Raw genomic sequence first — 22,553 nt, 5'->3', positions numbered from 1 at the left:
CGACGCCGCAGGCGAGTTGGGGAAACGCAAGGTGGAGGTCGCCACCCCCCCGGTCGACGACCATGGCCCCACCCCGAAGCCGAGCCGGTACACGTCCGTGTCAGATCACCCCGAGGAGGCCGTTGCCGCCGAGGAGGGTGTTCTCCCGCTGGGAGAAGCCCACGGACGGGGCGGTGATCAGGTAGCTGCCTCGCGCGGTTGGCCCGCCCGTGCCCCCGGGCAGGACCCATACCGCACCCGTCGAGGTGTTCTCCTCGGCGGCGCTGAGGAAGAGTTCCGGCCTACCGTCCCCGTTGATGTCGCCGACGGCCACGCTGGTGCCGAACGAGTCCCCGGTCTCGCCGGCTCCGGGTATGCCGGCGGTGTCCTGCGTGTAGGTGTACGCGCCGGTTCCGAGGGAGCCGGTCCGGCGGCCGGGGATGACCGTCACCTGCCCGGCGTTGCTTTTGCCTGTGTCCTCCAGCGGCGAGCCGACCACAATGTCCTCCAGCCCGTCCCGGTTCAGATCGGCCACGGCGAGGGCGGCACCGAAGTTGTCACCCTTCTCGCTCGATCCGGGAACACCGGGGGTGTTCTGCGTCAGCCGCACCGGCTGCGCCTCCCGTGCTATGCCGCGCGCCGAGCCGTACCAGACGAGCAGGCGGCCACCGAGGGCACCGTCAGCGGCATTCTGCGGATCGTCCGGGTCACCGACGACCAGGTCGTCGTGCCCATCGCCGTTGACGTCCCCGGTGGCCGCGATCAGGCCGTTGCCCTGCTGCTGCGCACCTGCGTACACCGGGTTCACGTACACCTGCCCGCCGCTCAGCTCGCTCATCCGGACGGTGACGACCACTGCGTCCGGTTGGCCCCCCTCGGCGAAGTCGCCCAGCGCGACGCTGTTCACGGACGGGGTGTCCCGGTTCTCGACGGCCTCACCGTAGGTGCCGCGGCGGGTGAACGGCCCGGTGAAACGCATCGCCCCCTCGTACCCGCCTACGAGCACCTGGGTTGCGGCACCGGGGCCCGCACTCAACGCCGCCACGTCGATGCCGTAGTACGCGCCGGGGCTCGTCGCCGGCAGGTCGGTGCCGGACGTCAACCCGTTCTTCCCGCCCCACAGCACCGTCACCGTGCCGACGTCCCGGCCCTGCGGGGTGTCCTCGAACGGGGCGGACACCACCAGGTCCGCGTACCCGTCCCGGTTGAGGTCGGCCGTCGCGGTGGCGCCGCCGAAGCCGTCGTGCGCCTCCGCCGAGCCCGGCACCCCGGCAGAGTTCTGTGTGATGACGGTCCGCTGGGACGTCGACAGGCCCGACTTCGATCCGTAGAGCACGACCACCGCACCGGCTCCCGCCGTGCCGGCGACGTTCGCGCCCGGCGCGGGCAGTACCGCATCGCGGTATCCGTCACCGTTGACATCGCCCGGCACAGCCCCGTGCCGGGCCGCCGCGGGCGGCGCCGCCGACAGCGGTACGGCCACAACCATCGCGATCAGCAACGCCGCAGCTCTCCAACCGCCGTAAGAGAAGCGTCTGTTCACCACGAACCCCCCTGCCAAGCGCCGCACCTGGTGTGCACCGCAGTCAGAAGATCGTAAACGGGCGCACGCCCGCAGCAGTCGGGCCGCGACGAGTCCTCGTTCTCAAGGCGCGGGTCAGCGGGCGAACATGAAGCGCACGGTCGTCCAGCTGTCGCTCCGCGCACGGCCATCCGGATCCAACTCAGCAGCTCCTAGGGCCGCCTCTGCATACGTTCGGCCGCATCTGGGGCGCATCGAGTTCTGGACATCGGCTGCGGCACCGGGGTGTTCGCACTTCTCCTGGCCGACCGTGGGGTCGACGTCGGCATCGACCCCGCTCAGGCATCCGTCGACGTCGCCCGGTCCAGACCGCGCAGTGAGCGAGTGCGCTGGATCTGCGGGGACGCGACAGCCCTCCCGCCATTGCAGGTCGACCTCGCGACGATGACCGCGAACGTCGCCCAGGAGATCGTTGATCCGGACACCTGGCTGAAGACGCTGTGGGGAGCTCATGAAGCACTGCGGCCCGGCGGCCACCTGGTCTTCGAGACCCGTGACCCGGCCAGACGCGCCTGGGAAGAGTGGACCCGGGAGCACTCCTACCGCGTGCAGTTGGTCGCCAATTTTGACACTCGGCCCGAGGGCCCTTCAACTCGACAAGGCGCGCCTTCGCCTGCCACCCGACTTTCCGAACGTTCTGTGTGGTTCTCGGGCGGCGCCGTCGGGGCGACGTGCTGGTCCGGCCGATCATGTGCCACCGCCCGCCCGCGTTCGGCGCGCCCCAGCAGGTCTGGGAGGATGGCCGGCAGTCGTCAGTCCCGGATCCGCGAACCCGCGGGCGGCGAAGGGCGGGCAGGTACGGGCAGCGGCCCGGCGGGCGGAAGAGCGGAGCAGTGCGGCACATGCCGGAGTACCCGGAGTACCTCGCCGCGGTCGTGTTCGCCGCGGGCGGCGTCGTCAACGCCCTGCTGGCACCGCACCGGTTCTCCACTGCCGTTCTGTTCTGCCTCGCGGTGACCTCAGCCGGGCTCGGCGTGGCCAGTCGCAGTGCGGCATCCCACCCGACCTTCGCCACCGTCGTTGCCGTCGCCGCCGCGCTCCTGGCGCTCGCGCTGGGCCTGCTGTTGCTGACCGACGGCGTCCTCCTGGTCCGGCGCTACGGACCGCAGGCAGCCCTGCTGGCGACCGGGGCCGCCGGCTGCGCGGTGCTGGCGGTGCTCGGCCTCGACGCGGTCTTCTACGCGGGCGGCGGCGAAGCGTTCGGTGCACTCGTGGTCGCGGTGAACGCGGCCGCGGGATACCTCAGTCTGCTCTTCCTCGTCTTCGCCGGTTACGTGGTCATCCGCGGCCGTAGCAGCCCCCTGCCGGAAACCACCCATGTCGTCGTCCTGGGCGCCGGGCTCGACGGCGACCGGCCCGGCCCGCTGCTGACCCGCAGGCTCGAGCGCGCCCTGGCGATCGACGCCGCCCGCGCACCGGACGCGCCTGATGTGGTGTTCGTCCTCTCGGGCGGACAGGGCGACGACGAGGTCCGCTCCGAGGCGGAGGCGATGGCCGACTATCTGCGCGGACGCGGGGTGCCCGCCGACCGGATCGTGCGGGAAGACCGCTCCGTCAACACCGGGCAGAACCTCCGCTTCAGCGCGGCGCTCGTGGACGGCACCGCTCCCGGCCACCGGGCCACGGTGGTCACCAGCGGCTTCCACGTCTACCGCACGACCCTGCTGGCCCGCCGCGTCGGTGTGCCCGCGCACGTCGTGGGCGCGCCGACCTCCCCCGCCTACTGGCTGGCGGCGACCCTGCGCGAATTCGCCGCCGTCCTGTGGCTGGACCGCCTCCCCCTGATCGGACTCAGCCTGCTGCTGGCAGTGCCGGTGTCGACGGCGGTCTTCCAGCGCTGATGCGCGGCTGACCGTCGCCGCCTCACCACAGTCGGGTGCCCGGGGCGCCCTTGAACGGCCCCCGCACCTCCGCGGTGATCCAGCCGCCGTAGAAGTCGCCCTCCTGCGCCGTGACCTCGTCTCCGTCGACCGTGCAGCGGTCCATGCGGCTCGGGTAGAAGGCGAAGAAGCCGGCGAGGAGAGCGTAGCCGGGCTTGGGACGGGGATAGCTCCAAGCGGCACGAGGGCGTACGTCGTCTCCCACGATGACGTCCCAGTACCGGGCCGACCCCTTCCATTCGCACCAGGTCCGTCCCGCGACCGCCGGAGACAGGAACGCCGTACGGACGTCCTGCGGAGGGATGTAGAACACGGGGGGATGGCTGGTCTCCAGTACCCGTACGGCCCTGCGGGTCTCGGCCACCACCTGGCCGGCGCACTCCACCCGCACGTCACGGTCGTCCTCCCGTATGACGGGCGGCCGCGGGTAGTCCCAGACCGACTCGGGCGGCCGCGGGGCGGAACGCGGCACGGGCTCTTCCGGCGGGTCCAGATACACCTCGTCCTCGTAGCACCAGGCCCATTCCGCCTCGTGTGCCAGGGTGCGTGCCACCGGATGTGCGCTGGAGTCGAAGTGAGCCGTGGCGTGGGCGCCGGGAGAGCTGTCGTTGCAGCCCACGTGGCCGCAGGTCAGGCACATCAGCAGGTCGGCCGGTGCGCGTCCCCGCGCCGCGCAGGACGCGCACGTCTCACTCAGCGGGGCTGGGTCCGCCGTCCAAACGCCCCGGCCCACGCCCGTGTCGGTCACGCTCTCTCCTCCGTGGTCCTTGGTCTCCACCCTGTTTCGCGCCGACACCGCCCAGGAGATGCAGGCCATCGGGCGTTTCTGTCCCCAGTGGCGGCCCTCCACGCGACAGGCGCGGGACACGATCTGACAGCCGGAGGCCGGACCCCGTCGGGCTGGCGGTCGCCGGCGGGGGCGTCCTGCGCATGGGCTGATGCACTCTCCCCTCCAGGAGCCAGGCCTTCCTCTCATCCCACTTGCCATGGAGTGCGCTCGAAGTCATAGCGTCGATGACGCAACGGCACGCGAGGCCGTCTCAGCGCCCACTCCCGCGGGGATGCCGGGTGTCGGCATCTGTGCCTGGATGGACAGGAGGCTTCGTGTCGCCCGATGGAAGATCAAGAGTGCAGGGAAGGCTGGGACACGACATGCAAAAGCGTGGTCTGCGGGAATTGCAGGTATCGGCCATCGGCCTGGGGTGCATGGGCATGTCGGCCTTCTACGGAACCGCCGACGAGGAGGAGGGCGTCGCGACGATCCGGCACGCCCTCGACCTCGGGGTGAACTTCCTCGACACCGCGCAGATGTACGGCCCGCTCACCAACGAGTCCCTCGTCGGCGACGCTATCCGGGGGCGCCGTGACGAGTATGTGATCGCGACGAAGTTCAACTACCGGATGGACGACGCTGTACCGGGCGACATCAGCACGGTCGGCCCGCAGGACGGCTCGGCCGAACACGTTCGCAGCTCCGTCCACGGTTCGCTGAAGCGTCTGGGAACCGACCACATCGACCTGTACTACCAGCACCGGGTCGATCCGACCGTGCCCATCGAGGAGACGGTCGGCGCGCTGAGCGAACTGGTCGCCGAGGGCAAGGTGCGCTACATCGGGCTGAGCGAGGCGAGCGCCCGGACCATCCGGCGTGCGCATGCCGTGCACCCGATCACGGCGGTGCAGAGCGAGTATTCGCTGTGGTCGCGGGATGTGGAGGCCGAGGTGCTGCCGGCCTGCAGGGAGCTGGGCATCGGCTTCGTACCGTACTCGCCCCTCGGCCGCGGCTTCCTCGCCGGGCGGTTCACCTCGCCGGACGATCTGGACGCCAACGACTGGCGCCGCCAGAATCCGCGCTTCCAGGACGCCAATCTGGAAGCGAACCAGCGGCTGGCGGCGAAGGTGCAGGAGATCGCCGCCGAGAAGGACGTGACGCCGGCTCAGCTGGCCATCGCGTGGGTGCTGGCCCAGGGCGAGGACCTGGTGCCGATCCCGGGCACCAAGCGCCGCACCTACCTTGAGCAGAACGCCGCCGCGGCGGACATCGACCTGACGATGGACGACCTGGCCCGCATCGACGCGGAGCTGCCCGAGGCAGCCGGTGAGCGGTACGACGAGGCGGGGATGAGGTCCGTCAACCGGTAAGCGCACAGAGCGCAAAAGGGCTCCGCAGGGAACGCGGCGAGGTGGTCATCGACCTCCTGCTCGCCGGACGGCAGGACGGCACTCGGTGACCATGACCATGCGACCATGGTCGCCCGTTCGTGACAGGCGGCCACGGCCCTGTCATCCCCCGTCGCGCCGGACGGCCTGCTCGGTCACGGCGTGCGCCAGCGCCATGATGGTGATCTGAGGGTTCACGCCGGGCGACGACGGCAGCAGGCACGCGTCGGCGACGAGCACCCCTTCCGTTCCGCGCAGTCGCCCGTCGGGGCGCACGGGGGAGTGCCGGTCATCCGCCCCGAGCGCGGCGGTTCCCGTGGGGTGGAACGCCGACAGGTGGAGGCGGCGGTGACCGGTGCGGCGGACGACGTCGTCGAGGTCGGCGGGCGAGGTGACCGACGGGTGTGCCGGGATGCCGGTGAGGACCTCGCGCGCTCCTGCGGCGAAGAGGATGCGTCCCATGCGGGTGATGGACCGCAGGAGGCGGCGACCGTCCTCGGCGTGGAGGGTGTAGGACGCGAGAGGGCGATGCGTGCCGCGCACGCGTCCCGAGGAGCGGTCCGAGACCATCGCGCCGAGGAGACCGAGCTTTCCGGCGTCGTCCAGCTCGCGCTTCAATTCTCTGCCGAGGTGCGGGAGGACGAAGGAGGTCATGCCGGGAGGTGCGGCGGTCGCCTCGATGAGGATGCCCTCGTCGTGCCATTCGTCGACTCCGACGCTCTGCAGGATGTTGGGGCCCGCACCCGGGCCGGTGACGGCTTCCGTGAAACGCCCGGCGACGCTGACGGCCGGGTGGATCGCCAGATTGCGGCCCAGTCGCGGATGTTCCGCCAGCCCGGAGCGTCGTAGCAGGGCAGGGGTGTGCAGGGCTCCGGCCGCCGCGACGACGAGGCCGGTGCTGACGGTGATGCTCGTGCCGTCCGGACGCATCGCCTCCACCGCGACGGCGCGTCGGGCGCCCGCGTGGTGTTCGGTGACGATGCGGGTGACCCGGGCGCGGGTGACGATACGGGCGCCGCCCGCGCACGCCGTGGGCAGCACCGACAGATGCACCGCCTGCTTGGCGCCGCTCGGGCAGCCGGCGACGCATTCGCAGCATCCCCCGCACTCCATGGCGTTACGGCGCAAGGGAGCGGCGGACCAGCCCAGGCGTCCGGCACCGAGAAGCGCCAGCCCGCCGTTGCGCCCGAGGACGGACGGATCGGGCACACCCACGCCGAGGAGCTTCTCCACATGGTCCATGTGACGGGCGAAGGAGACGGGGTCCGCCAGCTCGACACCGTGGGTGCGCTGCCATCGGTCCAGTACATGCGGGGGTGTGCGGAAGCAGGTGCCCGAGTTGACCAGTGTCGTGCCGCCGACGGCCCGGCCGAGTGGCAGCAGCACGGGCGGCAGGCCCCAGGCGAGGGTGGCGCCACCGTCCCGGTAGGCGTCGGCGAACCGGTCCAGGGGCGGCCGCGAGGCGAGTTCCCGCGTCGAGAAGTGCCGTCCCTCCTCCAGGACCACGACCGAACGCCCGGAGGACGCGAGGGTCAGCGCCGCCACGGCACCTCCCGCGCCGGAACCGATCACCACGGCGTCGACGCGGTGCTCGTCGGGCCAGTCGGACGACGGGCAGATGTCCAGCGGGGGATCGGCCCGGACGAAGGGCCTGACCGGCCGGGAGCCGTGCCGGCTCGCCCCCGCGGCCAGCAACAGCGGAATCTTCACGTTGTCCATCAGGGTCTCGAATCCAGGCATCCGGGTCAGCCGCCGCAGGAGCCGTGCCCTGGTGTCCGGCGGCAAACGGTGCGCACGCCGGCCCGTGGTGAGGACGGAGAACCCGTCGAGTGCCAGGTCCGCGGCGTGTAGACCCGTGCGGAGGTACGGCGGCAGGGACGACATGAAGCGGTGCAGTCGTTCCGGCACCTGCCCCTCCCACTCCGGACCGTGTGCGACCGCGCCGACATCCAGCAGCACCGCCGACAGGGCCCGGCCGTGAACCGTGCTCATCGCAGCCCTACCTCCGCGTGCGCGGTGCCCCGCACGTCCCAGGCCTGTTCGGGCTGCCACTCGCCGTCCCGCCGCCGCTCCAGGCAGACCCGCACGTCGGCCCGCTCACTGTTGTGACAGGTGGCCCTGCTGCCGTCCGGGTCCGTGTAGCCGACTGCGGTCCGGCTCTCCTCGGGCAGATGCACCCGTACCTCGATCCGGCGCCCTCCTGCGTGGCCCCGCACGGTCCAGGTCGGCAGCCGGGGCGTTCCCCGGAACCGTCCGATCCCCATGACGCCCAGTGAGCTGCGCCAGTCGCCGCGCGGCCAGTCGCGTCCCGCTCTGCGCAGCCGTAGGAACACCAGCGGCGGAAGATGCCGCAGCAGCGGCAGGCCGGAGACGGCCGCCACCACCTCCAGAACGGTGTCGTCGTCGAGATCGGCGTGCAGCCAGGCCCAGCGGTGGGCGTTGCCCCGGCCCGCGATAGGGGCGCTGGCACCCAGGGCGTCCGCCACAAGCAGCGTCTGTCCGCCGAGGCGCACGGATCCGCGGTAGCGAGCTTGTGCCTGCGGGACGACGTGGACGGCGGGCAGCACCCGGCGCTTCCAGGCCAGCCGGGGGAAGGTGCGCAGGGGCGCTGAGTCCGCGGCCACACGGAGGTCCCAGGCCAACTGCTCTGTCTTTCCGCGCAGTTCGTGCGCGGTGGCGACGGCGGACGGGGAGTAAAAGCCCGGCGACTCAGGAGGGGCGCCGTCCCCGGCCGAAGAGGCCGGGCCCTCCGGCAGCACATCGGGGCCGAAGCGGTCGATGACGGGGGGCTCGTCCGGCCTGTACACCGCGGCCCAACCATGCGTGTAGGGCGTGCCGTTCACCGGGCGCACCAGCTCGTGGTGGAGCCAGAATCCGGTGCCGGTCTTCGGGTCGGTGAAGGTGCTGTACCAGACGTTCAAACGGTCCTGGCGCGCGGCGGTGAGGGTCTCGGCGCAGTCGGCGGATGCGGGAAAGCGCCAACTCGCCGTGAACGACGGCAGGGTGCGCAGGCGAAACCGCAACCGGCCTTCACCGACGGGACGGTGGGAGCCCGAGCCCACTCCGCCGGCCGTCTCCCCGGCCGGTCGCAGGCGGATCGGCAGGACCGTCATGGAACGCAGCGGACTGCGCCAGGTCGGGGACTTGTGGCCCTCCAGGACGTACTCCAGGCCGTCCAGGGCCGTGAAACGCGCGTGGTAGTCGATCCGGCCCCGGGACAGCGGGGCGATGAGCATGCTCCCGGAGGCGTGGAGGTCGTCGGCCCAGCCGCCGATGCGAACACGGCCCGTGACGACGGCAGTTGTCACCCCGTGGAGGCGTAGAGGGCCGGGAGCGTCGACCCGCAGGTCGAGCGTCACGGGCCGGCTCCCGCCCCTGGCGGTGTCGAGCCGCAGCCTGCCCGTCATGGTCTCCGCGAAGCGTGCTCCCCGGCGTGCTGCCATGTACGGCACCCTTCCTCTCCGAATCGTCCGGGCCGTCCGACGCGTGAGGCAGCCGTAGGGAGACCGCGGAGGTCACGACGAGCCACCGCGAGCCGGTGACTCACTGGCTCAGTGGCTCATCCACTGACGGCAGGGAACCAGCCCACTCTTCGTAGGTCAAGTCCCCGGTCTCGTCCGCGGCTCTGGTGGTCTCCGGCGGCGTCGGCGTCACTTCCGGCGTTTGTGCCTGACGAGATCCGCGGTCATCTCCTCAGCGGTCAACTGGAGATAGGCCTCGGCGGCGCGCCCGGCCTGCTCCGCCTCGCCGTTCACGACGGGCTCCACCACCTGCCGGATGCGGTCCGCGGCGACCGCCGGGTCCGCGAAGGGGGTGCTCATGACGTGACGCACCGGCAGATATGCGCTGAGCAGGGTGTTGGTGAGCAACAGGTACACACGGTTGCCCGTGGTGCGGGCCAGTTCCCGGTGCACCTCGGCCTCCGCGAGCTGGGCGCCGGCCGGGTCCGGTGCCTCGCCCACCGCGTCCACCGCGGCGCGAAGCCGAGTGCCCTGCGCGGCGCTGCACTGAGACGCGGCCTTGCGCGCGATCAGTCCGCCGATCGCCCGGCGAGCCTCGAAGACGTCCGACAGCCACCGGCCGTCCTGCCCCACCAGCAGCGGAAGGAGGTCGACGCCGCCGGACCTGAGGAAGTCCAGCACCTTCGTGCCCACACCGTGCCGGGTGCGGAGCAGACCCGCCTGCTCCAGCCGGGACAGGGCGTGCTTCAGAGTGGTGCGGGTGACGCCGTAGGACGCGGCGAGTTCACGCTCCGGCGGGAGCAGGGAGCCGGGCTGGTGGGTGCCGTCCAGGATGTTCGTGCGCAGGCGCTCTTCCAGGAGGTCGACGACGGACTGGCGGACGATCGCTTCGGCTGGCATGGCCGCACTCCTTCGGTTCGGTCCGCGCTCCCGCCGGCGAAATCGGGGACCGGATGTCGAGTCTTCGCAGGCAGTGGATCAGCGCGGGCTTCTCACCGTCAAGCGGCGGCCGGCTGAGCCGACCGCCGCTTGATTCTTCGGGCGCCGAACGCTGAGAGGGGCCGGACGCGGATCCGCGACGAGTGCGCGGTGGGACACATGGTTCACGGGGCTACCTGCTCCGGCCCCGGGTGTGAGCTCCGGCGCCTTCCGTGGGGTCGGCGCGATGACACGGGTGCTCTGACGCAGTTGCCCCCGCAGCGCCCCAGGCGTCACTGCTCTCCGTTACGGTGAGGCCTGTGGCCGCCAAGCTCCAGCCCAGTGCCACCTCGTGGCCTTCGTGCCAGCGATCCCCACCGTGAAGCGAGGGCGCCATGGCGAGGCTGTACCGGCGTGACAGCAGCTACTGCCAACCGGAGGACATCGAACCGGGCCTGCGGGAAGCCATCGCCGCCCACGCGGAGGCATGCTCCCTCGGAGACGTCCTGGCGAACGCCGTCGCCTGCTGCCTGACCGTCAGCACCCGCACCTACAAGCCGAGTCTGCGTTCCCGCATCAAGGGCATGGCTGACCCCGACCCCGAGCACCGGACCCTGGCCCTCTTCACGCCTCGGTGGCTCGTCGTGACGGTGACCAGGGCATCGTCGGGAACGACGGTCCTGTCCGCACGGCTGGACGGCGTGACCCTGGCCGAGCACAGCGCCCTGATCGCCCGCTCACCCCGGAACGCCCAACTGCCCGAGGACAGCGGTGTCAGCATCACGGCGCAGTGGTCCGGCCACGGTGAGAGGGGTTCCTGCCACGTCGCGCTGGGCGACGACGCCGACGGAGAATTCTTCCTGCAAGCACTGCGCAGGGCAGTGACGGAAGCAAAGCAAGGCTGAACCGGAGCACCGCACCGGCCCCACATACGACGGAAGAATGATGCGCAGCCACGCCATCGGACGAGACCGCCCCGCTGGCGAACATCCCTCCACCGGGGCGTGCCCCTCACCTCCGCGGGGCCGCGCCCCACGCATCCCGTAGGCTCCCGGCCATGAACGACGGGGAATCCGGCAGACGGGTCATAGACGGGCGCTTCGAACTGCAAGGGCGGCTCGGTGGCGGCGGCATGGGCATGGTGTGGCGGGCGCGCGATCTCGTCCTCGACCGAGACGTGGCGCTCAAGGAAGTACGGCCCTCCGATCCAGGACTCGCCGAATACGATCCGCACGCCGCGGCCATGCTCCGGGCCCGGGTGCTGCGCGAGGCACGAGCACTCGCCCGCGTCGACCACCACAACGTGGTCACCATCCACCACGTGGTCGACACCGACGCCTACGCCTACCCGTGGCTCGTCATGGAACTGGTGACCGGCGGATCGCTCCAGGACCGGCTCGACCAGAGACCGCTGGAGCCCGTCGAGGCCGCCCGGCTCGGCCGCGAGGTGCTGGCCGCGCTGCGCGCCGCGCACGACGTCGGCATCCAGCACCGGGACGTGAAGCCCGCCAACGTCCTGATGCGGCCCGACGGCCGCCCCGTCCTTACCGACTTCGGCATCGCGGCCATCAGGGAATCGACCTCTCTGACCGTGACCGGATCCATCATCGGCACACCCGACTACATGGCGCCCGAGCGCATCACCGGCGGCGAGGGCGGCCCCGGCTCCGACCTGTGGTCACTGGCGATGATGCTGTACGTCGCCGTCGAAGGACACCACCCGCTACGCAGGGGAACCACCCTCGCGACGCTCGCGGCTCTCCTGAGCGAGGAGCTTCCGCCGCCCCTGCGGGCCGGAGCGCTGACCGGCTTCCTGAACGCCGTGCTCGTCAAGGATCCGGCGCGCAGAGCGGACGCGGAGACCGCCGACCGGATGCTCGCCGAAGCGGCCGAGGGCCGCGGCCCGGCTCCCGGCGGCCTCGACGGGGCGGGTGAGGCCACCTCGTACCGGCTGGCCCCTCCGCCGGTGTCGACCCCCACGCCCTCGGTGCCGACCGGGTTCGGACCGCCCATGGGCTTCGGGCCGCCGACCGGCTTCGGACCCACGGGACCGCACGACGCCGTGCCCGGCCCCACCGGGCCGGCCCGGCCACGACCGGGAAACCGGACGAAGAGCCGCATCACCATCGCTGCCTCCGTCGCCGCAACCGTGCTGGCAGGAGTCCTGACGTGGACCCTGCTGCCTGACGACGGGCAGAACGACGATGCCAAAGCAGCCGATCCGACCGCCTCGGCCTCGACCGCCGCGAAGGACCCGGCCTCCGCACCGCCGAGAGCGTCCCGGACGGCATCGGTGCCCGAGGCCGACGCCAAGACCGACCTGTTGACCCCGGACGGCATCCGGACGGCGGTGAAGGAGATCAAAGCCGCCACGGGCACGGACCGGGCGTGCGACCTCACCGTCTACCCGGGCTACGTGTCCGCGGAAATCATGGTCAAGGGCAGCGACACCAAGTACGACAGCTACACCTACCGCCCGGGTGAAGGCGTCAGGAAGGGCATCATCAGCAGCGCGCTCATCGGTGGCGAACGCCCGTTCAGCCTGGACGACTTCGACTGGGACATCCTTCCCTCCTTGCTGAAGCGGGCGGAGAAGGACCTGAACGTGCAGCGGCCGACCATGCGCTACGTCCTGGTCCGCCCGGCGGACGACACCTTCGGCACCCCGCTGGGACTGGCCGTCTATCTCGCCGACGAGCACGTCACCGGCTATCTGGACGCCGACCTCAAGGGCAAGGTGACCCGGGTCATGCCGGCCCAGGACTGATCCCTCGAACGCTCAGCCGACGGGCGGTTCGGGGGAGATGAGGCCGAGAAAGCGGGCCTTGTTGATCGCCGTCACCCGGTCGTGCACGCGGAGCTTCTTGCAGAGGTTCTCCTTGTGCTTCACGACGGTCTTCTCCGTGATCCGGAGTCGGCTGCCGATGGCGTGGGCGGTCAGTCCCTCACTTGCCCCGGGTTTGCTAAGGCTCGGCTTACGGAGGGACACGCACTCGTGGGCGGACACCGTGTCGAGCAGTGAGCTGACCAGGCCGGCGTACTCCAGGTCGCGATCGCTGAAGCCGTGACGGCTGCGGCTCATGATGACGCCCCGGATCTGTCCCGGGCGGGAGCCCAGCGGCAGCGCCGGCTGGCGGTCGATCCCGATGGCGGACTTGCCGGCGTGATAGGCCTCGCTCTTCCACCAGCGGTCATCGGCGACCTTGTCGAGCGTCAGCGGGGGTCCGGTCCGTTGACTGTGCGTAGTGACGCAGCAGGGGATGGACCCGTATGTGCGTGTCGATCAGGGCGTCCAACGGCGCCTCGTGCAGCCAGTCGGGCTTGAGGCGAGGGATACCAGTGGATCCGCATCGAGGGCTACGTGAGCCGGGGGCCGGCGCAATGAAAGTCCCCGCGTCCTCAACCGATATCCGTCGCACCGTGGGAGAAGCGATGAGCGGCAACGCCGACAAAGACACGAACAGGGTCAGGGACAGGGAGGTGATGGTGCGCAGGCGGGCGCTGCTCGGGGCGCCCTCGCGCTCGCCTCCGGGGTGGTGCGGCGGCGTACTTCGGCACTCCGGGCCCGACCCTGTGCTCGAACAACGCGCGGGGCCACACGCCGTCGTCCGAGACCTACCGCGTGGAAAGCCCGCGGGACGCCAGGTGGAGAGGCTGCCCCGGCACGGGAACCCGCCACGCTGACGGCACTTCGGCTCGCCACCCCCGGCGCAGCCGCCAGGCCGGACACGCCGAGCCCGGAGTGTCCGGCCGGCACACCTACGCGGAGCCTCGAGGATGTCCGGGCCCGCGTCCCACGCCAGAGCTGCCGCCTCCGTGCTCGACTTCCTCGAATCGGGCACGCAGCTGTTCCACGCGGAGGAAGTATTCCCGGGCCGTCCCGGCATCGCCGTCCACGGCGGACCGGCCCCTGCCGACGAGCACGTCGTGCTGCACATCTGGCCCGAGCGCGCCACGTGGGCCGCGCCCGACGCCCCGCCGATACAGGGCCCGTATCCAAACAGATCTTGCCCGAGCAGGAATGACGCGCGAGCAAAGGCGGCATTCTGCCGGGCAATGCTGGGCAGATAACTCGGTCGTATCAACCCTGACAGTGAGGAGCGTCAAGGCCGTGACTGCCTCACCCACCCCAGTTGCCCCTGTCCCGACCGCGCCTGGGGGGCTCCCGCTGATCGGGCATGCCCATCTCCTGATCCGAACCCCGTTGCCGTTCATCACCTCACTGCGCGAACACGGCAGCGTCGTCCGCATACGTCTGGGGCCGACCCCCGCGTACGTGGTCACCGACCCTGTGCTCACCCGCACCGTACTGGTCACCGAGGCAGCGCACTTCGCCAAGGGCGGAAAGATCTTCGACGTCCTGCGGGGCGTCTTCGGTGAAGGTCTGGCCACGGTCGCAGATGGCGACGCCCACCTGCGCAACCGCCGCCTGATGCAGCCCATGTTCAACAAGGCCCATATCGCCACGCGCCGCACCGCCATGATCGACCAGGCCAGGTCCATGGTCGGCGCATGGGAGGAGGATCAAGCCCTCGACGTGTTCTCGAACATGAACGACGTCACCCTCGCCGCGTTCCTCGTCGCTCTCTTCGGCACGGATTTCCCGGCGAACCTGCAAGGGGAATTCACCGCCCTCATGCCCCCGCTCATGAAGGAGTCGATCCGGCAGACCGTCCTGCCATCGTGGGTGACCCGGCTCCCGCTGCCCGCGAACCGAGCCCACAACCGCCGGATCGCCCGTCTGCGCGCCGTGATCGACCAGGCCATCGACCACCGCTCCACCCGGTCGGCCAGCACACCCCCTGCCAACGTCCACCACCCGGCCGAAGCAGCGGGATGCCCCCACAAGGACCCGACCGAGACCGAGCATGAACATGCCGGGCTGTTCGACACCCTGATGGCGGCCGAGGACCAGTTCACCCGCCGACAACTTCAAGACGAAGCCATCACCCTGATGAACGCGGCGATCGAGACCACCGCCACAGCCCTCGCCTGGACCTTGTACGAGCTCACCCGACACCCCGACATCGAACAGCGTCTGCGTGCCGAACTCGCTGCCGTCTGCGACGGCCGGCCCTTGTGTCAGGAAGACCTCGACAAGCTCCCCTACGCCCGGCAGGTCCTCCAGGAAGCCGTCCGCAAGTACGGGCCGGCCTGGATGGTGACCCGAAAGGCCACCCGGGACGTCGACCTCGGCGGACACCGGATCCCCCGGGGAGCCGACGTTGTGTGGAGCCCCTACCTCCACCAGAACGACCCCGCCCACTTCCCCGAACCGGCCACCTTCGACCCGGACCGCTGGGCCTACGGTCGTGCCCCCTCGACCCGCGATTCCTTCTTCGCCTTCGGAGACGGCCGTCGCAAGTGCATCGGGGAGAACTTCGCCTGGGTCGAAATGCAGATCATCCTCGCCACCCTGCTGGAGGCCTGGCCCCGTCTCCGCCTTGTCTCCCGCCCGCCCCGTGCGGAGACGGCCATCACCATCAAGCCGGACAAACTCGCCCTTGCCTTCGGAGCGTCTTGATCGCAGGCACCGGCCGACCTGGAGTCCGCGAGATCCCACGGTAGGGCACCCACCTCGCTTAGAGACGATGAAGCGACCCGCTCAACCTGGGCCGAGGGCCTCATGGTGCACACAGCGGTTGCGGTCACCAGGCTTCTGAGGAGAGGCAGGACCGTGATGGTGGCCTTCCTGCACACGAGGAGCGGATCGACGAGGAAGCCCGTGCGGCACACTGCGCGAAGATCGAGCAGGCCGCCAGGTCGGCCCCATCAATCAAGGCTTAGTCGGACATACCAGGCTGACTGACATCAGCGCCCCTACCGACGCTTGCGATTTCCGAACACCCGGCCCACCCGATATGCACCCGTCGCCCGATGTGGGCTTTCAGTCCGCGCCTTCGTCGTCCTCGTCCAGCTCGAGCGCGTCCGCGTCGCTCAGCGAGCGCAGGGCACCGGCGGCCGGGGTCGAGGCGGTGAAGCTGTAGCGGTCGAGCAGGTTCAGGTCGCGGTGCTTGAGAGAGGAGAGCGCGTGAAGTCCTCCTCGCGGATCGCTTGGCTTTCGGCTTGGTAGCTGGGCGACGGCGTCGTCGACGTAACGGGGCGTCCACAGCGTATCCGGGGTAAGCGGGTGAATGGGTGTTGTTTGTGCAGGTAGGCCGCTTGACGGTCGCGTCCGTGAGAGATCGGTGCCAGGGGCGCGTCATGGTCTGAGGCGGCGTCCGGGGGCCAGCGTTCCGGGCGACTTCGCGTACCTACTCCTACAGCCTCGGCGGATAGGCTCGACCAGATCTGCGAGGGCGCCGAGGCCCTGGTTCTGGGCACCGAGGGAGTCGTCTATGCACCATCCGGACCCGCGGTATGCCGTTCGGCTTGCTATGTATGGGACCGTGGCCACGCGCTTGTCCCTGCTGAGTGACCGTCGGCTCGGTGAGGTTGTGGCCGCCGCCGATCCGCTCGGGTCCGGCATCGGCGGCAGGTCGGCGGAGCTGGACATCGATGGCACGCGGGTGTTCGTCAAGCGGGTGCCCCTGACGGACACCGAGTTGCAGCCGGACAACGTGCGGTCGACGGCGAACGTCTTCGGACTGCCGATGTTCTACCAGTACGGGGTGGGCTCAGCGGGTTTCGGGGCCTGGCGAGAGCTGGCCGTGCACATCATGACCACCAATTGGGTCCTCGGGAACGAGTACGAGGGCTTTCCGCTGATGTACCACTGGCGCATCCTGCCCGACTCCCCTCCCGAAGGGGTCGCGGACGAGTTCGGGGGCATCGACGGGGCGGTCGTGCACTGGGAGGGGTCATCGGCCGTGCGTGAGCGGCTGGAGGCTATCGGCCGGTCTTCGTCCAGCCTGGTGCTCTTTCTGGAACATGTCCCGCAGACACTCGGCGACTGGTTGCACGACTACCGGACCGCCGCGCCGGAGGGCGGGGAGAGCTCGCCGTACCCGTGGGTGGAGCAATCCCTGGCGCGCGGCACCGCGTTCATGAGCTCGCACGGACTCGTTCACTTCGACGCCCACTTCGCTAATGTCCTGACCGACGGCCAGCTGCTGTACTTCGCGGACTTCGGACTCGCCCTGAGTTCCGGCTTCGAACTGTCAGCGGCCGAGGCGGAGTTCCTCTCCGACCACCTCGCGTATGACCGCTGCCACACTGTGAGCCATCTGCTCCGCCACCACCTGCCCGATGGCCTGTGCGGCGGGATGGAATACGAGGCGTTCCTGCGCGAGTGGGATGCAGGCCACCGGCCCGATGGCGTCCCACGCGAGATCGCCTCGATCATCAACCGGCACTCCCGAGCTGCTGTGGTCTTCGGCGAGTTCGCCCGTCGCCTGCTCACCGAGAGCAAGCGGACGCCATTTCCGGCCGCCGAGGTCGGGCGGGCCTGGGGCACTGCGGTCGCGGCGCCCCACTGAGGCCGGCCTTCGGTAGAAGATCGCCGTCAGGACGTCGCGGGACGGGTGGTGTGCCGTGGACCGACGCAGCGTCGCAGTTCGAGGTTCTCGCTCTGGGCGGCTTCGAGGGTCTGCCGCAGGCCCTGGACCTCGTCGCGGTGCGCCGCTTGAGCTCGGCGAGCTGGGCGGTGAGGGTGCGCACGACGCTGCTGGGAGAGTCGTCGGGCGGCTGCGTAGCCGACTGTGGCGGATGGTTTCGCTGCTGGGACCTCAGCTGCTCGACGCGTCGGCGGATCTCGGCGGACCGGTAGAGGAAGTCGAGCGAGACGTCGGCGGTCTGGGCGAGGCCGCGGAAGGCGATGGGCTGTCCGCGGCGGAGCATCTCCCGGAGGCCGTTCTCCGCGCGGGCCTGGGCGGCGGCGCTCTTGCGGGCAGCGGCTTGGCGGAGGTTGTCGGGGTTTCCGCGCATGCTGGTCACCTCTTGTCCCGGCCACGGGTGATCGCGTCGCTGCGGGCGTCGACGCCGACCCCGCGGACATACTGCGGGGCCCGTGGGCGAGGCGGGTCTGTTCCAGCTTGAGGATGACGCGGCCGAGGGAGTCCTGTTCCTGACGGCGTCCGGCGAGCCAGACGTTGTCCTCGCCCATCAGCTGCCCGGTCCGGGCCGTGAACGCATTCTGCCGTTCGTCGATGAGCTGGGCGGTGCGCTGTCGCGGGCAGGAAGGTGGCGTCCGTGGCGAACTTGTCGCAGGTCAGGCAGGTGTTGCCTCCCCTTCGCGCATGCATGACGGGGCGGCAGCAGACACGGGCCGTTGGGCAGGTTCCGGTCGCTGCGCTTGTCGAGCTCCAGCATGACCCAGAGGTCGCGCGGGTCGGTGGCCAGTTCCCGGGCGTCGGCGGTGATCTTCCGATTGCGCAGGAAATTGGCCTTGGTGTGCCGGAATCGGTGGGTGCGGGCAAAGTCGACCAGCCGCCCGGCGCTGTCGCGGATGCCGAGGCGGCGGGCGAAGTCGGACAGCGTCTGGTGGATTCGCTCGACGGGGTAGGGCTTGCCGGCGTTCCGGTTCATCTTGGGGGCCAGGAAGAGGGGGCCGATCCTCCGTACGGAAGGGACCCTCAGTGGGCGACCATGGGCGTGGCGCGGGTCGGGCTGTATCGGCGTTGGCATGTCGTCGGCTGAGCGTGGGCAATGTTGAAGTATGGCTACGGATGGTGGCGTTGCGGCCGGAGTGCAGGTTTGCTCTCTCAAGGTCGATACACCTCAGCTGATCTCGCCGGGAACCGCGTACAAGATTGTCCGGTTCCCCTTCGGGGCGGCGAAATCGACGGACCGATACGAGATGCACCAGGCCGTCCAGCCTGACGGCTACGTGGTGAGTGACTGGGCGACGGACGACCGCAGCGGCCTGATCTGGCCGTCTAAATCCGGCTGGGGCCAGTTGCACGCGATGATCCAGTGGGAGTCCGCCAGCGGCGCGGCCGGCTACACCGAGCTGCGCGACCAGTACGTCCGTGACCCGCTGGGCCTGACACCCACCCCCAACGACACCACAGCGACCGAGCACCGCACGCCGACGCCCGGCGGCCAGTACTACGTCAAGAACCACGGCGTCTTCGTTGTCCCGGGCACCCCTGTCGCGCTCCGTGTTACGCACAACGATGCCACCCCGCGTTTGTTGACCCTTGCCGAGTTCAAGCTCGTCATCCACGATGCCGCCTAAGACGTCATTTCACTTGGTCAGTCGGCGGTGACATATGAGGGTCGCGGCGATGGCTGTGAAAGTAAGGAAGTGTTCCGGCTTGCGCTCGTAGCGGCGGTGCAGGCGGCGGCAGCCGGACAGCCAGGACACGGTCCGCTCCACCGCCGAGCGGTGCCGGCCCAGCCGCTGGGACGACTCGATGCCCTTGCGGGCAAGGTGGTGCCGGATGCCGCGGGACGCGAGCCATCGTCGCAGGTGGTGGCAGTCGTATCCCTTGTTACCGTGCAGCTTGCCCGGCCGCCGGCGTCGCGGGCAGCGACGGGAGCGGATGGGTGGGATGCCGCGGACCAGCGGGATGAGGGCCTGACTGTCACGGAGGTTCGCGGTGGAGATGCCGATCGACAGCGGCAGGCCCCGGCGGTCGACGATCAGGTGGATTTTCGATCCGTTCTTCCCGCGGTCGGTCGGATTCGGTCCCGTCAGCTGCCCCCTTTGAGAGCACGGACGCTGACGGAGTCGATCGCGCACCGCGACCAGTCCAGATCGCCGCGGGCACCAAGTTCGTCGAGGACCAGGCGGTGAAGCTTGGCCCACACCCGGGCCTCCGTCCACTCAGTGAACCGGCGGAAGGCCGTCACACCCGACAGCCCGAAGCGACGAGTAGTTCTTCACCGCCAGGTACTCCTCGCGGGTGTTGCTCCGAGGAACAGCTGTTGGAGTCCCAGCCCGGCGCGTCGTACTGCACTCCGCGGATCTTCAGCGCCGAGCTGTACTCGGAGGCGTGTGCGGGAACGCAGGACAGGGCGGTCAGCGCGCCGGCCGTAACAGCGGCAGCCGTGACGAGGTTCTTGCGCTAGAGCAGGCTCCATGGCTGAGCGGGTGGTGTCGCCTGTGCAGGACACGCACCCGGTTCCCGCGGTTGCGCAGAGATGAGGACCTTCACCCGTTCGAAGGACGGAGAGGCACTGCGCCTGCGGCGACCCCGACGACGGCGAGGCCCCCGGCACGGTCGACCTCATCGGCACCGCGACTTCGGTGCCCAGCGCTCCCTGGATCAGCACTGGCCCGACGAAGAATCCACGTTGACGAGCAGTTCAGGGTTTGTTCGCGTACAGGGCCTCGATGACGTCCGCGTATGCCGCCGTCGCCGCCTGGCGCTTGACCTTCAGGGACGGGGTCAGCAGCCCGTTCTCCTCGGTGAAGTCGCCCTCGACGAGAGTGAACGCGCGGATCGACTCGGCGCGCGAGACGGCCTCGTTGGCGTGGTCGACCGCCTTCTGTACGTCGGCGCGCAGGCGTTCGTCGTGGACCAGCTCGGACAGCGGGGTGTCGGCGGGGAGTTTGCGGACCGCCAGCCAATGGGCGAGTGCTTCCGGGTCGAGGGTGATCAGGGCGGCGACGTAGGGGCGGTTGTCGCCGACGACGAGGCACTGCCCGACGGGCGTGCGGCTGCGCAGGCGGTCCTCCAGGACGGCCGGGGAGACGTTCTTGCCGCCGGTGGTGACGAGGATGTCCTTCTTGCGGCCGGTGATGGTGAGGTAGCCGTGCTCGTCCAGGGAACCGAGGTCGCCGGTGGCGAACCAGCCGTCGTCCAGGGCCTGCGCGGTCGCGGCCGGGTTGTTCCAGTAGGCGCCGAAGACGATGCCGCCCTTGATGAGGACCTCGCCGTCGTCGGCGATGCGGACGGCGGTGCCGGGGACCGGGAGGCCGACCGTGCCGGGGCGGGGGGCCAGGGGCGGGACGATGGTGGCGGCGGCGGTGGTCTCGGTGAGGCCGTAGCCCTCGTAGATGAGGATGCCGGCCGCGTAGAAGAAGAGGTTCAGGTCGCGGTCGAGGGGGCTGCCGCCGCTGATGGCGTAGCGCACGCGGCCGCCGAGTTCCTTGCGGATGCGGCGGTAGACCAGCAGGTCGTACAGGGCCCACGCGGCGCGCAGGCCGGGCCCGGGCCCGGGGCCCTTGTCCAGGAACCGGTTCATGTGGGCCGTGCCGAAACGGACGGCGATGCGGTGGGCCCGGTCGAAGGAGGCGCCGCGGCCGAGCTTCTCGGCGGTGGCGCGGCCGGTGTCGTGGATCTTCTCGAAGAGGTAGGGGACGCCGACCAGGAAGGTCGGGCGGAACGCCCTGAGGGCCGGGCGGAGTTCGTCGGGTTTGATGCTCGGGCAGTGGCCGATCTCGATGCGGCCCATCAGGCAGGCGATCTGCAGGGTGCGGCCGAGGATGTGCGCGAGCGGGAGGAAGAGGAGCGTCGAGGCGGTCTCGCCGGTGACCTCCTTGAACAGGGGGTGCAGCAGTTCGACGGTGTTGGCGGCCTCGGCGTGCAGGTTGGCGTGGGTGAGGACGCAGCCCTTGGGCCGGCCGGTGGTGCCGGACGTGTAGCAGAGGGTCGCGGTGGCGCCGGGGGTCAGGGCGGTGCGGCGCTTGGTGACCTCCTCGTCGGGGACGTCCCGGCCGAGGGCGGTGAGGTCGTCGAGGGCGCCGCCGTCCACCTGCCAGACGCGCGGGGGCTCGGGGTGGGCGGCCGTACCGGTCAGGACGGTGTCGGCGTTCGCGGCGGTCTCGGTGACCACATGGCGGGCACCGGAGTCGCGGACGATCCACTCCACCTGGTCGGCCGAGGAGGTGGCGTAGACCGGGACGGTCTGGCCGCCCGCCGACCAGATCGCGAAGTCCAGGACCGTCCACTCGTAGCGGGTGCGGGACATCACCGCGACGCGGCCGCCCGGTTCGAGGCCGGCCGCGATCAGGCCCTTGGCCACGGCGGTGACCTCGCGGGCGAAGGCCGCCGCGGTGACGGGCTGCCAGCGGCCGTGCCGCTCGCGGCGCAGGACCACGGCGTCGGGGGCCTCGGCCGCGTTGGTGTAGGGGATGTCGGCGATGCTGCCGGTCGTCGGGCGGGGTGCGAGGGGAGCCGTACGGGCCTCGCGGACGATGCCCCGCTCGTCCCTGACGGTCTCGGTCTTCGTGCTGATCGTCAGGTCGGTGCGGTGTTTCGCCCGTTGCAGATCCTTGCGTACGCCCATGACGGCTCCCGGTCGCGGATGAGGCTGACGTGCTGCCGTATCTTCTTACTCCGAAGTCAACTTACTCATAAGTAAGCCCGGGTCAATGGGCGGGGGGCACATCATGCGGTGCGCGGTGTCGGTCGCCTCGGCGAGCCGGAGGATCTCCTCGCTCTCCGTGCTGTCGGCCAAGTCGTGGGCGTGATCGGCGAGTTCGTCCAGCCGCGGGGCGTCGGACAGGTCGCGGTCACCGCGGCCGAGGGCCTCGGCGAAGTAGACGGCCGTGGCGGCGGTCCGCAGGCCGCGGCTCACGCTTCAGAGGGAGTCGTGGAGGGCGTCGGCCTCCAGGCCGCCGGTCTCCTCGTGCGGGTCGCGGTCGCGGGTCGCGGGTCTCCGGGTCGAGCCAGCGGACGGTGGCGGTGGCGAGGTGGCCGCGGGCGCCGGGCTCGGTGCGCACGGCGTACAGGGCGGTGACGG

17 protein-coding genes and 6 pseudogenes are annotated in these 22,553 nt (G+C 70.4%); 9 read left to right on the top strand and 14 right to left on the bottom strand.

Annotated elements, in window-relative coordinates:
* Positions 1–100: 100 nt before the first annotated feature.
* Positions 101–1,480: an FG-GAP-like repeat-containing protein gene (locus tag OO68_RS14430; RefSeq protein WP_245236974.1), complete on the bottom strand. Its 1,380-nt coding sequence runs from the start codon at positions 1,478–1,480 to the stop codon at positions 101–103.
* Positions 1,481–1,747: 267 nt separating this feature from the next.
* Between OO68_RS14430 and OO68_RS44010 the strand changes: the two are divergent.
* A pseudogene (locus OO68_RS44010) lies at positions 1,748–2,110 on the top strand (class I SAM-dependent methyltransferase); the annotation flags it as partial.
* A 293-nt stretch (positions 2,111–2,403) separates the two neighbouring features.
* Positions 2,404–3,402: a YdcF family protein gene (locus OO68_RS14425; RefSeq protein WP_051814624.1), complete on the top strand. Its 999-nt coding sequence runs from the start codon at positions 2,404–2,406 to the stop codon at positions 3,400–3,402.
* Between the two features lie 22 nt (positions 3,403–3,424).
* Here the strand turns inward: OO68_RS14425 and OO68_RS47630 are convergent, their stop codons facing one another.
* Positions 3,425–3,940, bottom strand: coding sequence for a DUF427 domain-containing protein (locus OO68_RS47630; RefSeq protein ID WP_329503725.1), 516 nt, complete (start codon positions 3,938–3,940; stop codon positions 3,425–3,427).
* A pseudogene (locus OO68_RS47625) lies at positions 3,932–4,189 on the bottom strand (UBP-type zinc finger domain-containing protein); the annotation flags it as partial. The gene OO68_RS47630 and the pseudogene OO68_RS47625, both read right to left, overlap by 9 nt.
* 404 nt (positions 4,190–4,593) lie before the next feature.
* Here OO68_RS47625 and OO68_RS14410 point away from each other — a divergent pair.
* On the top strand, positions 4,594–5,583 hold the full coding sequence (locus tag OO68_RS14410) for an aldo/keto reductase (RefSeq protein ID WP_033308750.1): 990 nt from the start codon (positions 4,594–4,596) through the stop codon (positions 5,581–5,583).
* Between the two features lie 141 nt (positions 5,584–5,724).
* Here OO68_RS14410 and OO68_RS14405 read toward each other — a convergent pair whose 3' ends face one another.
* The 3 genes from OO68_RS14405 to OO68_RS14395 all read right to left on the bottom strand — a co-directional run bounded on the left by OO68_RS14405 (position 5,725) and on the right by OO68_RS14395 (position 9,962).
* Positions 5,725–7,593 carry a GMC family oxidoreductase gene (locus OO68_RS14405; protein ID WP_033308749.1) on the bottom strand — a complete coding sequence of 623 codons (1,869 nt, stop codon included), beginning with the start codon at positions 7,591–7,593 and terminating at the stop codon, positions 5,725–5,727.
* Entirely contained in the window at positions 7,590–9,044 is a 1,455-nt protein-coding gene (locus OO68_RS44000; RefSeq protein ID WP_033308748.1) for a tocopherol cyclase family protein, read from the bottom strand. The genes OO68_RS14405 and OO68_RS44000 overlap by 4 nt, the downstream gene beginning before the upstream one ends.
* Positions 9,045–9,251: 207 nt before the next feature.
* Positions 9,252–9,962 carry a FadR/GntR family transcriptional regulator gene (locus OO68_RS14395; RefSeq protein ID WP_033308747.1) on the bottom strand — a complete coding sequence of 237 codons (711 nt, stop codon included), beginning with the start codon at positions 9,960–9,962 and terminating at the stop codon, positions 9,252–9,254.
* A gap of 413 nt (positions 9,963–10,375) precedes the next feature.
* On the opposite strand from OO68_RS14395, the gene OO68_RS14390 reads away from it, so the two are divergent.
* The gene (locus OO68_RS14390; RefSeq protein ID WP_033308746.1) at positions 10,376–10,885 is read left to right on the top strand and encodes a hypothetical protein; all 510 of its coding nucleotides are present in this window, start codon (positions 10,376–10,378) and stop codon (positions 10,883–10,885) included.
* A gap of 152 nt (positions 10,886–11,037) precedes the next feature.
* The gene (locus OO68_RS14385) at positions 11,038–12,747 is read left to right on the top strand and encodes a serine/threonine-protein kinase (RefSeq protein WP_033308745.1); all 1,710 of its coding nucleotides are present in this window, start codon (positions 11,038–11,040) and stop codon (positions 12,745–12,747) included.
* Between the two features lie 12 nt (positions 12,748–12,759).
* Here OO68_RS14385 and OO68_RS14380 read toward each other — a convergent pair whose 3' ends face one another.
* Positions 12,760–13,062: a LuxR C-terminal-related transcriptional regulator gene (locus OO68_RS14380; protein WP_033308744.1), complete on the bottom strand. Its 303-nt coding sequence runs from the start codon at positions 13,060–13,062 to the stop codon at positions 12,760–12,762.
* Between the two features lie 1,011 nt (positions 13,063–14,073).
* Here OO68_RS14380 and OO68_RS14375 point away from each other — a divergent pair.
* Together OO68_RS14375 and OO68_RS47620 are read left to right on the top strand one after the other, a co-directional pair.
* Entirely contained in the window at positions 14,074–15,504 is a 1,431-nt protein-coding gene (locus OO68_RS14375; protein ID WP_342449655.1) for a cytochrome P450, read from the top strand.
* Between the two features lie 158 nt (positions 15,505–15,662).
* Positions 15,663–15,767, top strand: a pseudogene (locus OO68_RS47620) (type I restriction endonuclease subunit M); the annotation flags it as partial.
* Positions 15,768–15,867: 100 nt separating this feature from the next.
* On the opposite strand, the pseudogene OO68_RS48700 reads toward OO68_RS47620, so the two are convergent.
* A pseudogene (locus OO68_RS48700) lies at positions 15,868–16,092 on the bottom strand (hypothetical protein); the annotation flags it as partial.
* A 226-nt stretch (positions 16,093–16,318) separates the two neighbouring features.
* On the opposite strand from OO68_RS48700, the gene OO68_RS14370 reads away from it, so the two are divergent.
* On the top strand, positions 16,319–17,398 hold the full coding sequence (locus OO68_RS14370; protein ID WP_033308743.1) for a protein kinase family protein: 1,080 nt from the start codon (positions 16,319–16,321) through the stop codon (positions 17,396–17,398).
* Here OO68_RS14370 and OO68_RS48585 read toward each other — a convergent pair.
* Together OO68_RS48585 and OO68_RS14360 are read right to left on the bottom strand one after the other, a co-directional pair.
* Positions 17,319–17,846, bottom strand: a complete 528-nt coding sequence (locus tag OO68_RS48585) for a DUF6262 family protein (RefSeq protein ID WP_369333420.1) — start codon at positions 17,844–17,846, stop codon at positions 17,319–17,321. The genes OO68_RS14370 and OO68_RS48585 overlap by 80 nt on opposite strands.
* A 177-nt stretch (positions 17,847–18,023) precedes the next feature.
* Positions 18,024–18,446, bottom strand: coding sequence for a hypothetical protein (locus OO68_RS14360; protein WP_033308741.1), 423 nt, complete (start codon positions 18,444–18,446; stop codon positions 18,024–18,026).
* A 130-nt stretch (positions 18,447–18,576) separates the two neighbouring features.
* Here OO68_RS14360 and OO68_RS14355 point away from each other — a divergent pair, with 130 nt between their 5' ends.
* Positions 18,577–19,098, top strand: a complete 522-nt coding sequence (locus OO68_RS14355; RefSeq protein WP_033308740.1) for a hypothetical protein — start codon at positions 18,577–18,579, stop codon at positions 19,096–19,098.
* Between the two features lie 9 nt (positions 19,099–19,107).
* Here the strand turns inward: OO68_RS14355 and OO68_RS14350 are convergent.
* The 4 genes and pseudogenes from OO68_RS14350 to OO68_RS14340 all read right to left on the bottom strand — a co-directional run.
* Positions 19,108–19,730 (bottom strand): annotated as a pseudogene (locus tag OO68_RS14350) (IS5 family transposase); the annotation flags it as partial.
* Positions 19,708–19,888, bottom strand: a pseudogene (locus OO68_RS47615) (lamin tail domain-containing protein); the annotation flags it as partial. The pseudogenes OO68_RS47615 and OO68_RS14350, both read right to left, overlap by 23 nt.
* Before the next feature lie 283 nt (positions 19,889–20,171).
* A complete protein-coding gene (locus OO68_RS14345) occupies positions 20,172–22,097 on the bottom strand; it encodes an AMP-dependent synthetase/ligase (protein WP_033308738.1) in 1,926 nt (641 codons plus the stop codon).
* Positions 22,098–22,142: 45 nt separating this feature from the next.
* Positions 22,143–22,388, bottom strand: coding sequence for a hypothetical protein (locus tag OO68_RS14340; RefSeq protein WP_033308737.1), 246 nt, complete (start codon positions 22,386–22,388; stop codon positions 22,143–22,145).
* Positions 22,389–22,553 lie beyond the last annotated feature (165 nt).

Origin of the sequence: Streptomyces iakyrus, from assembly GCF_000717055.1 — a bacterium.
Classification (GTDB): domain Bacteria; phylum Actinomycetota; class Actinomycetes; order Streptomycetales; family Streptomycetaceae; genus Streptomyces; species Streptomyces iakyrus.
The sequence above is the reverse complement of the archived record's forward strand: the minus strand, read 5'-3'. Positions and strand labels throughout refer to the sequence as shown.

Coding starts and splice junctions, on each gene's coding strand:
- OO68_RS48585 (WP_369333420.1), bottom strand. CDS start 17,846: ATGCGCGGAAACCCCGACAACCTCCGCCAAGCCGCTGCCCGCAAGAGC.
- OO68_RS44000 (WP_033308748.1), bottom strand. CDS start 9,044: ATGGCAGCACGCCGGGGAGCACGCTTCGCGGAGACCATGACGGGCAGG.
- OO68_RS14385 (WP_033308745.1), top strand. CDS start 11,038: ATGAACGACGGGGAATCCGGCAGACGGGTCATAGACGGGCGCTTCGAA.
- OO68_RS14360 (WP_033308741.1), bottom strand. CDS start 18,446: ATGAACCGGAACGCCGGCAAGCCCTACCCCGTCGAGCGAATCCACCAG.
- OO68_RS14355 (WP_033308740.1), top strand. CDS start 18,577: ATGGCTACGGATGGTGGCGTTGCGGCCGGAGTGCAGGTTTGCTCTCTC.
- OO68_RS14425 (WP_051814624.1), top strand. CDS start 2,404: ATGCCGGAGTACCCGGAGTACCTCGCCGCGGTCGTGTTCGCCGCGGGC.
- OO68_RS14380 (WP_033308744.1), bottom strand. CDS start 13,062: ATGAGCCGCAGCCGTCACGGCTTCAGCGATCGCGACCTGGAGTACGCC.
- OO68_RS14390 (WP_033308746.1), top strand. CDS start 10,376: ATGGCGAGGCTGTACCGGCGTGACAGCAGCTACTGCCAACCGGAGGAC.
- OO68_RS14345 (WP_033308738.1), bottom strand. CDS start 22,097: ATGGGCGTACGCAAGGATCTGCAACGGGCGAAACACCGCACCGACCTG.
- OO68_RS14405 (WP_033308749.1), bottom strand. CDS start 7,593: ATGAGCACGGTTCACGGCCGGGCCCTGTCGGCGGTGCTGCTGGATGTC.
- OO68_RS14395 (WP_033308747.1), bottom strand. CDS start 9,962: ATGCCAGCCGAAGCGATCGTCCGCCAGTCCGTCGTCGACCTCCTGGAA.
- OO68_RS14370 (WP_033308743.1), top strand. CDS start 16,319: ATGCACCATCCGGACCCGCGGTATGCCGTTCGGCTTGCTATGTATGGG.
- OO68_RS14410 (WP_033308750.1), top strand. CDS start 4,594: ATGCAAAAGCGTGGTCTGCGGGAATTGCAGGTATCGGCCATCGGCCTG.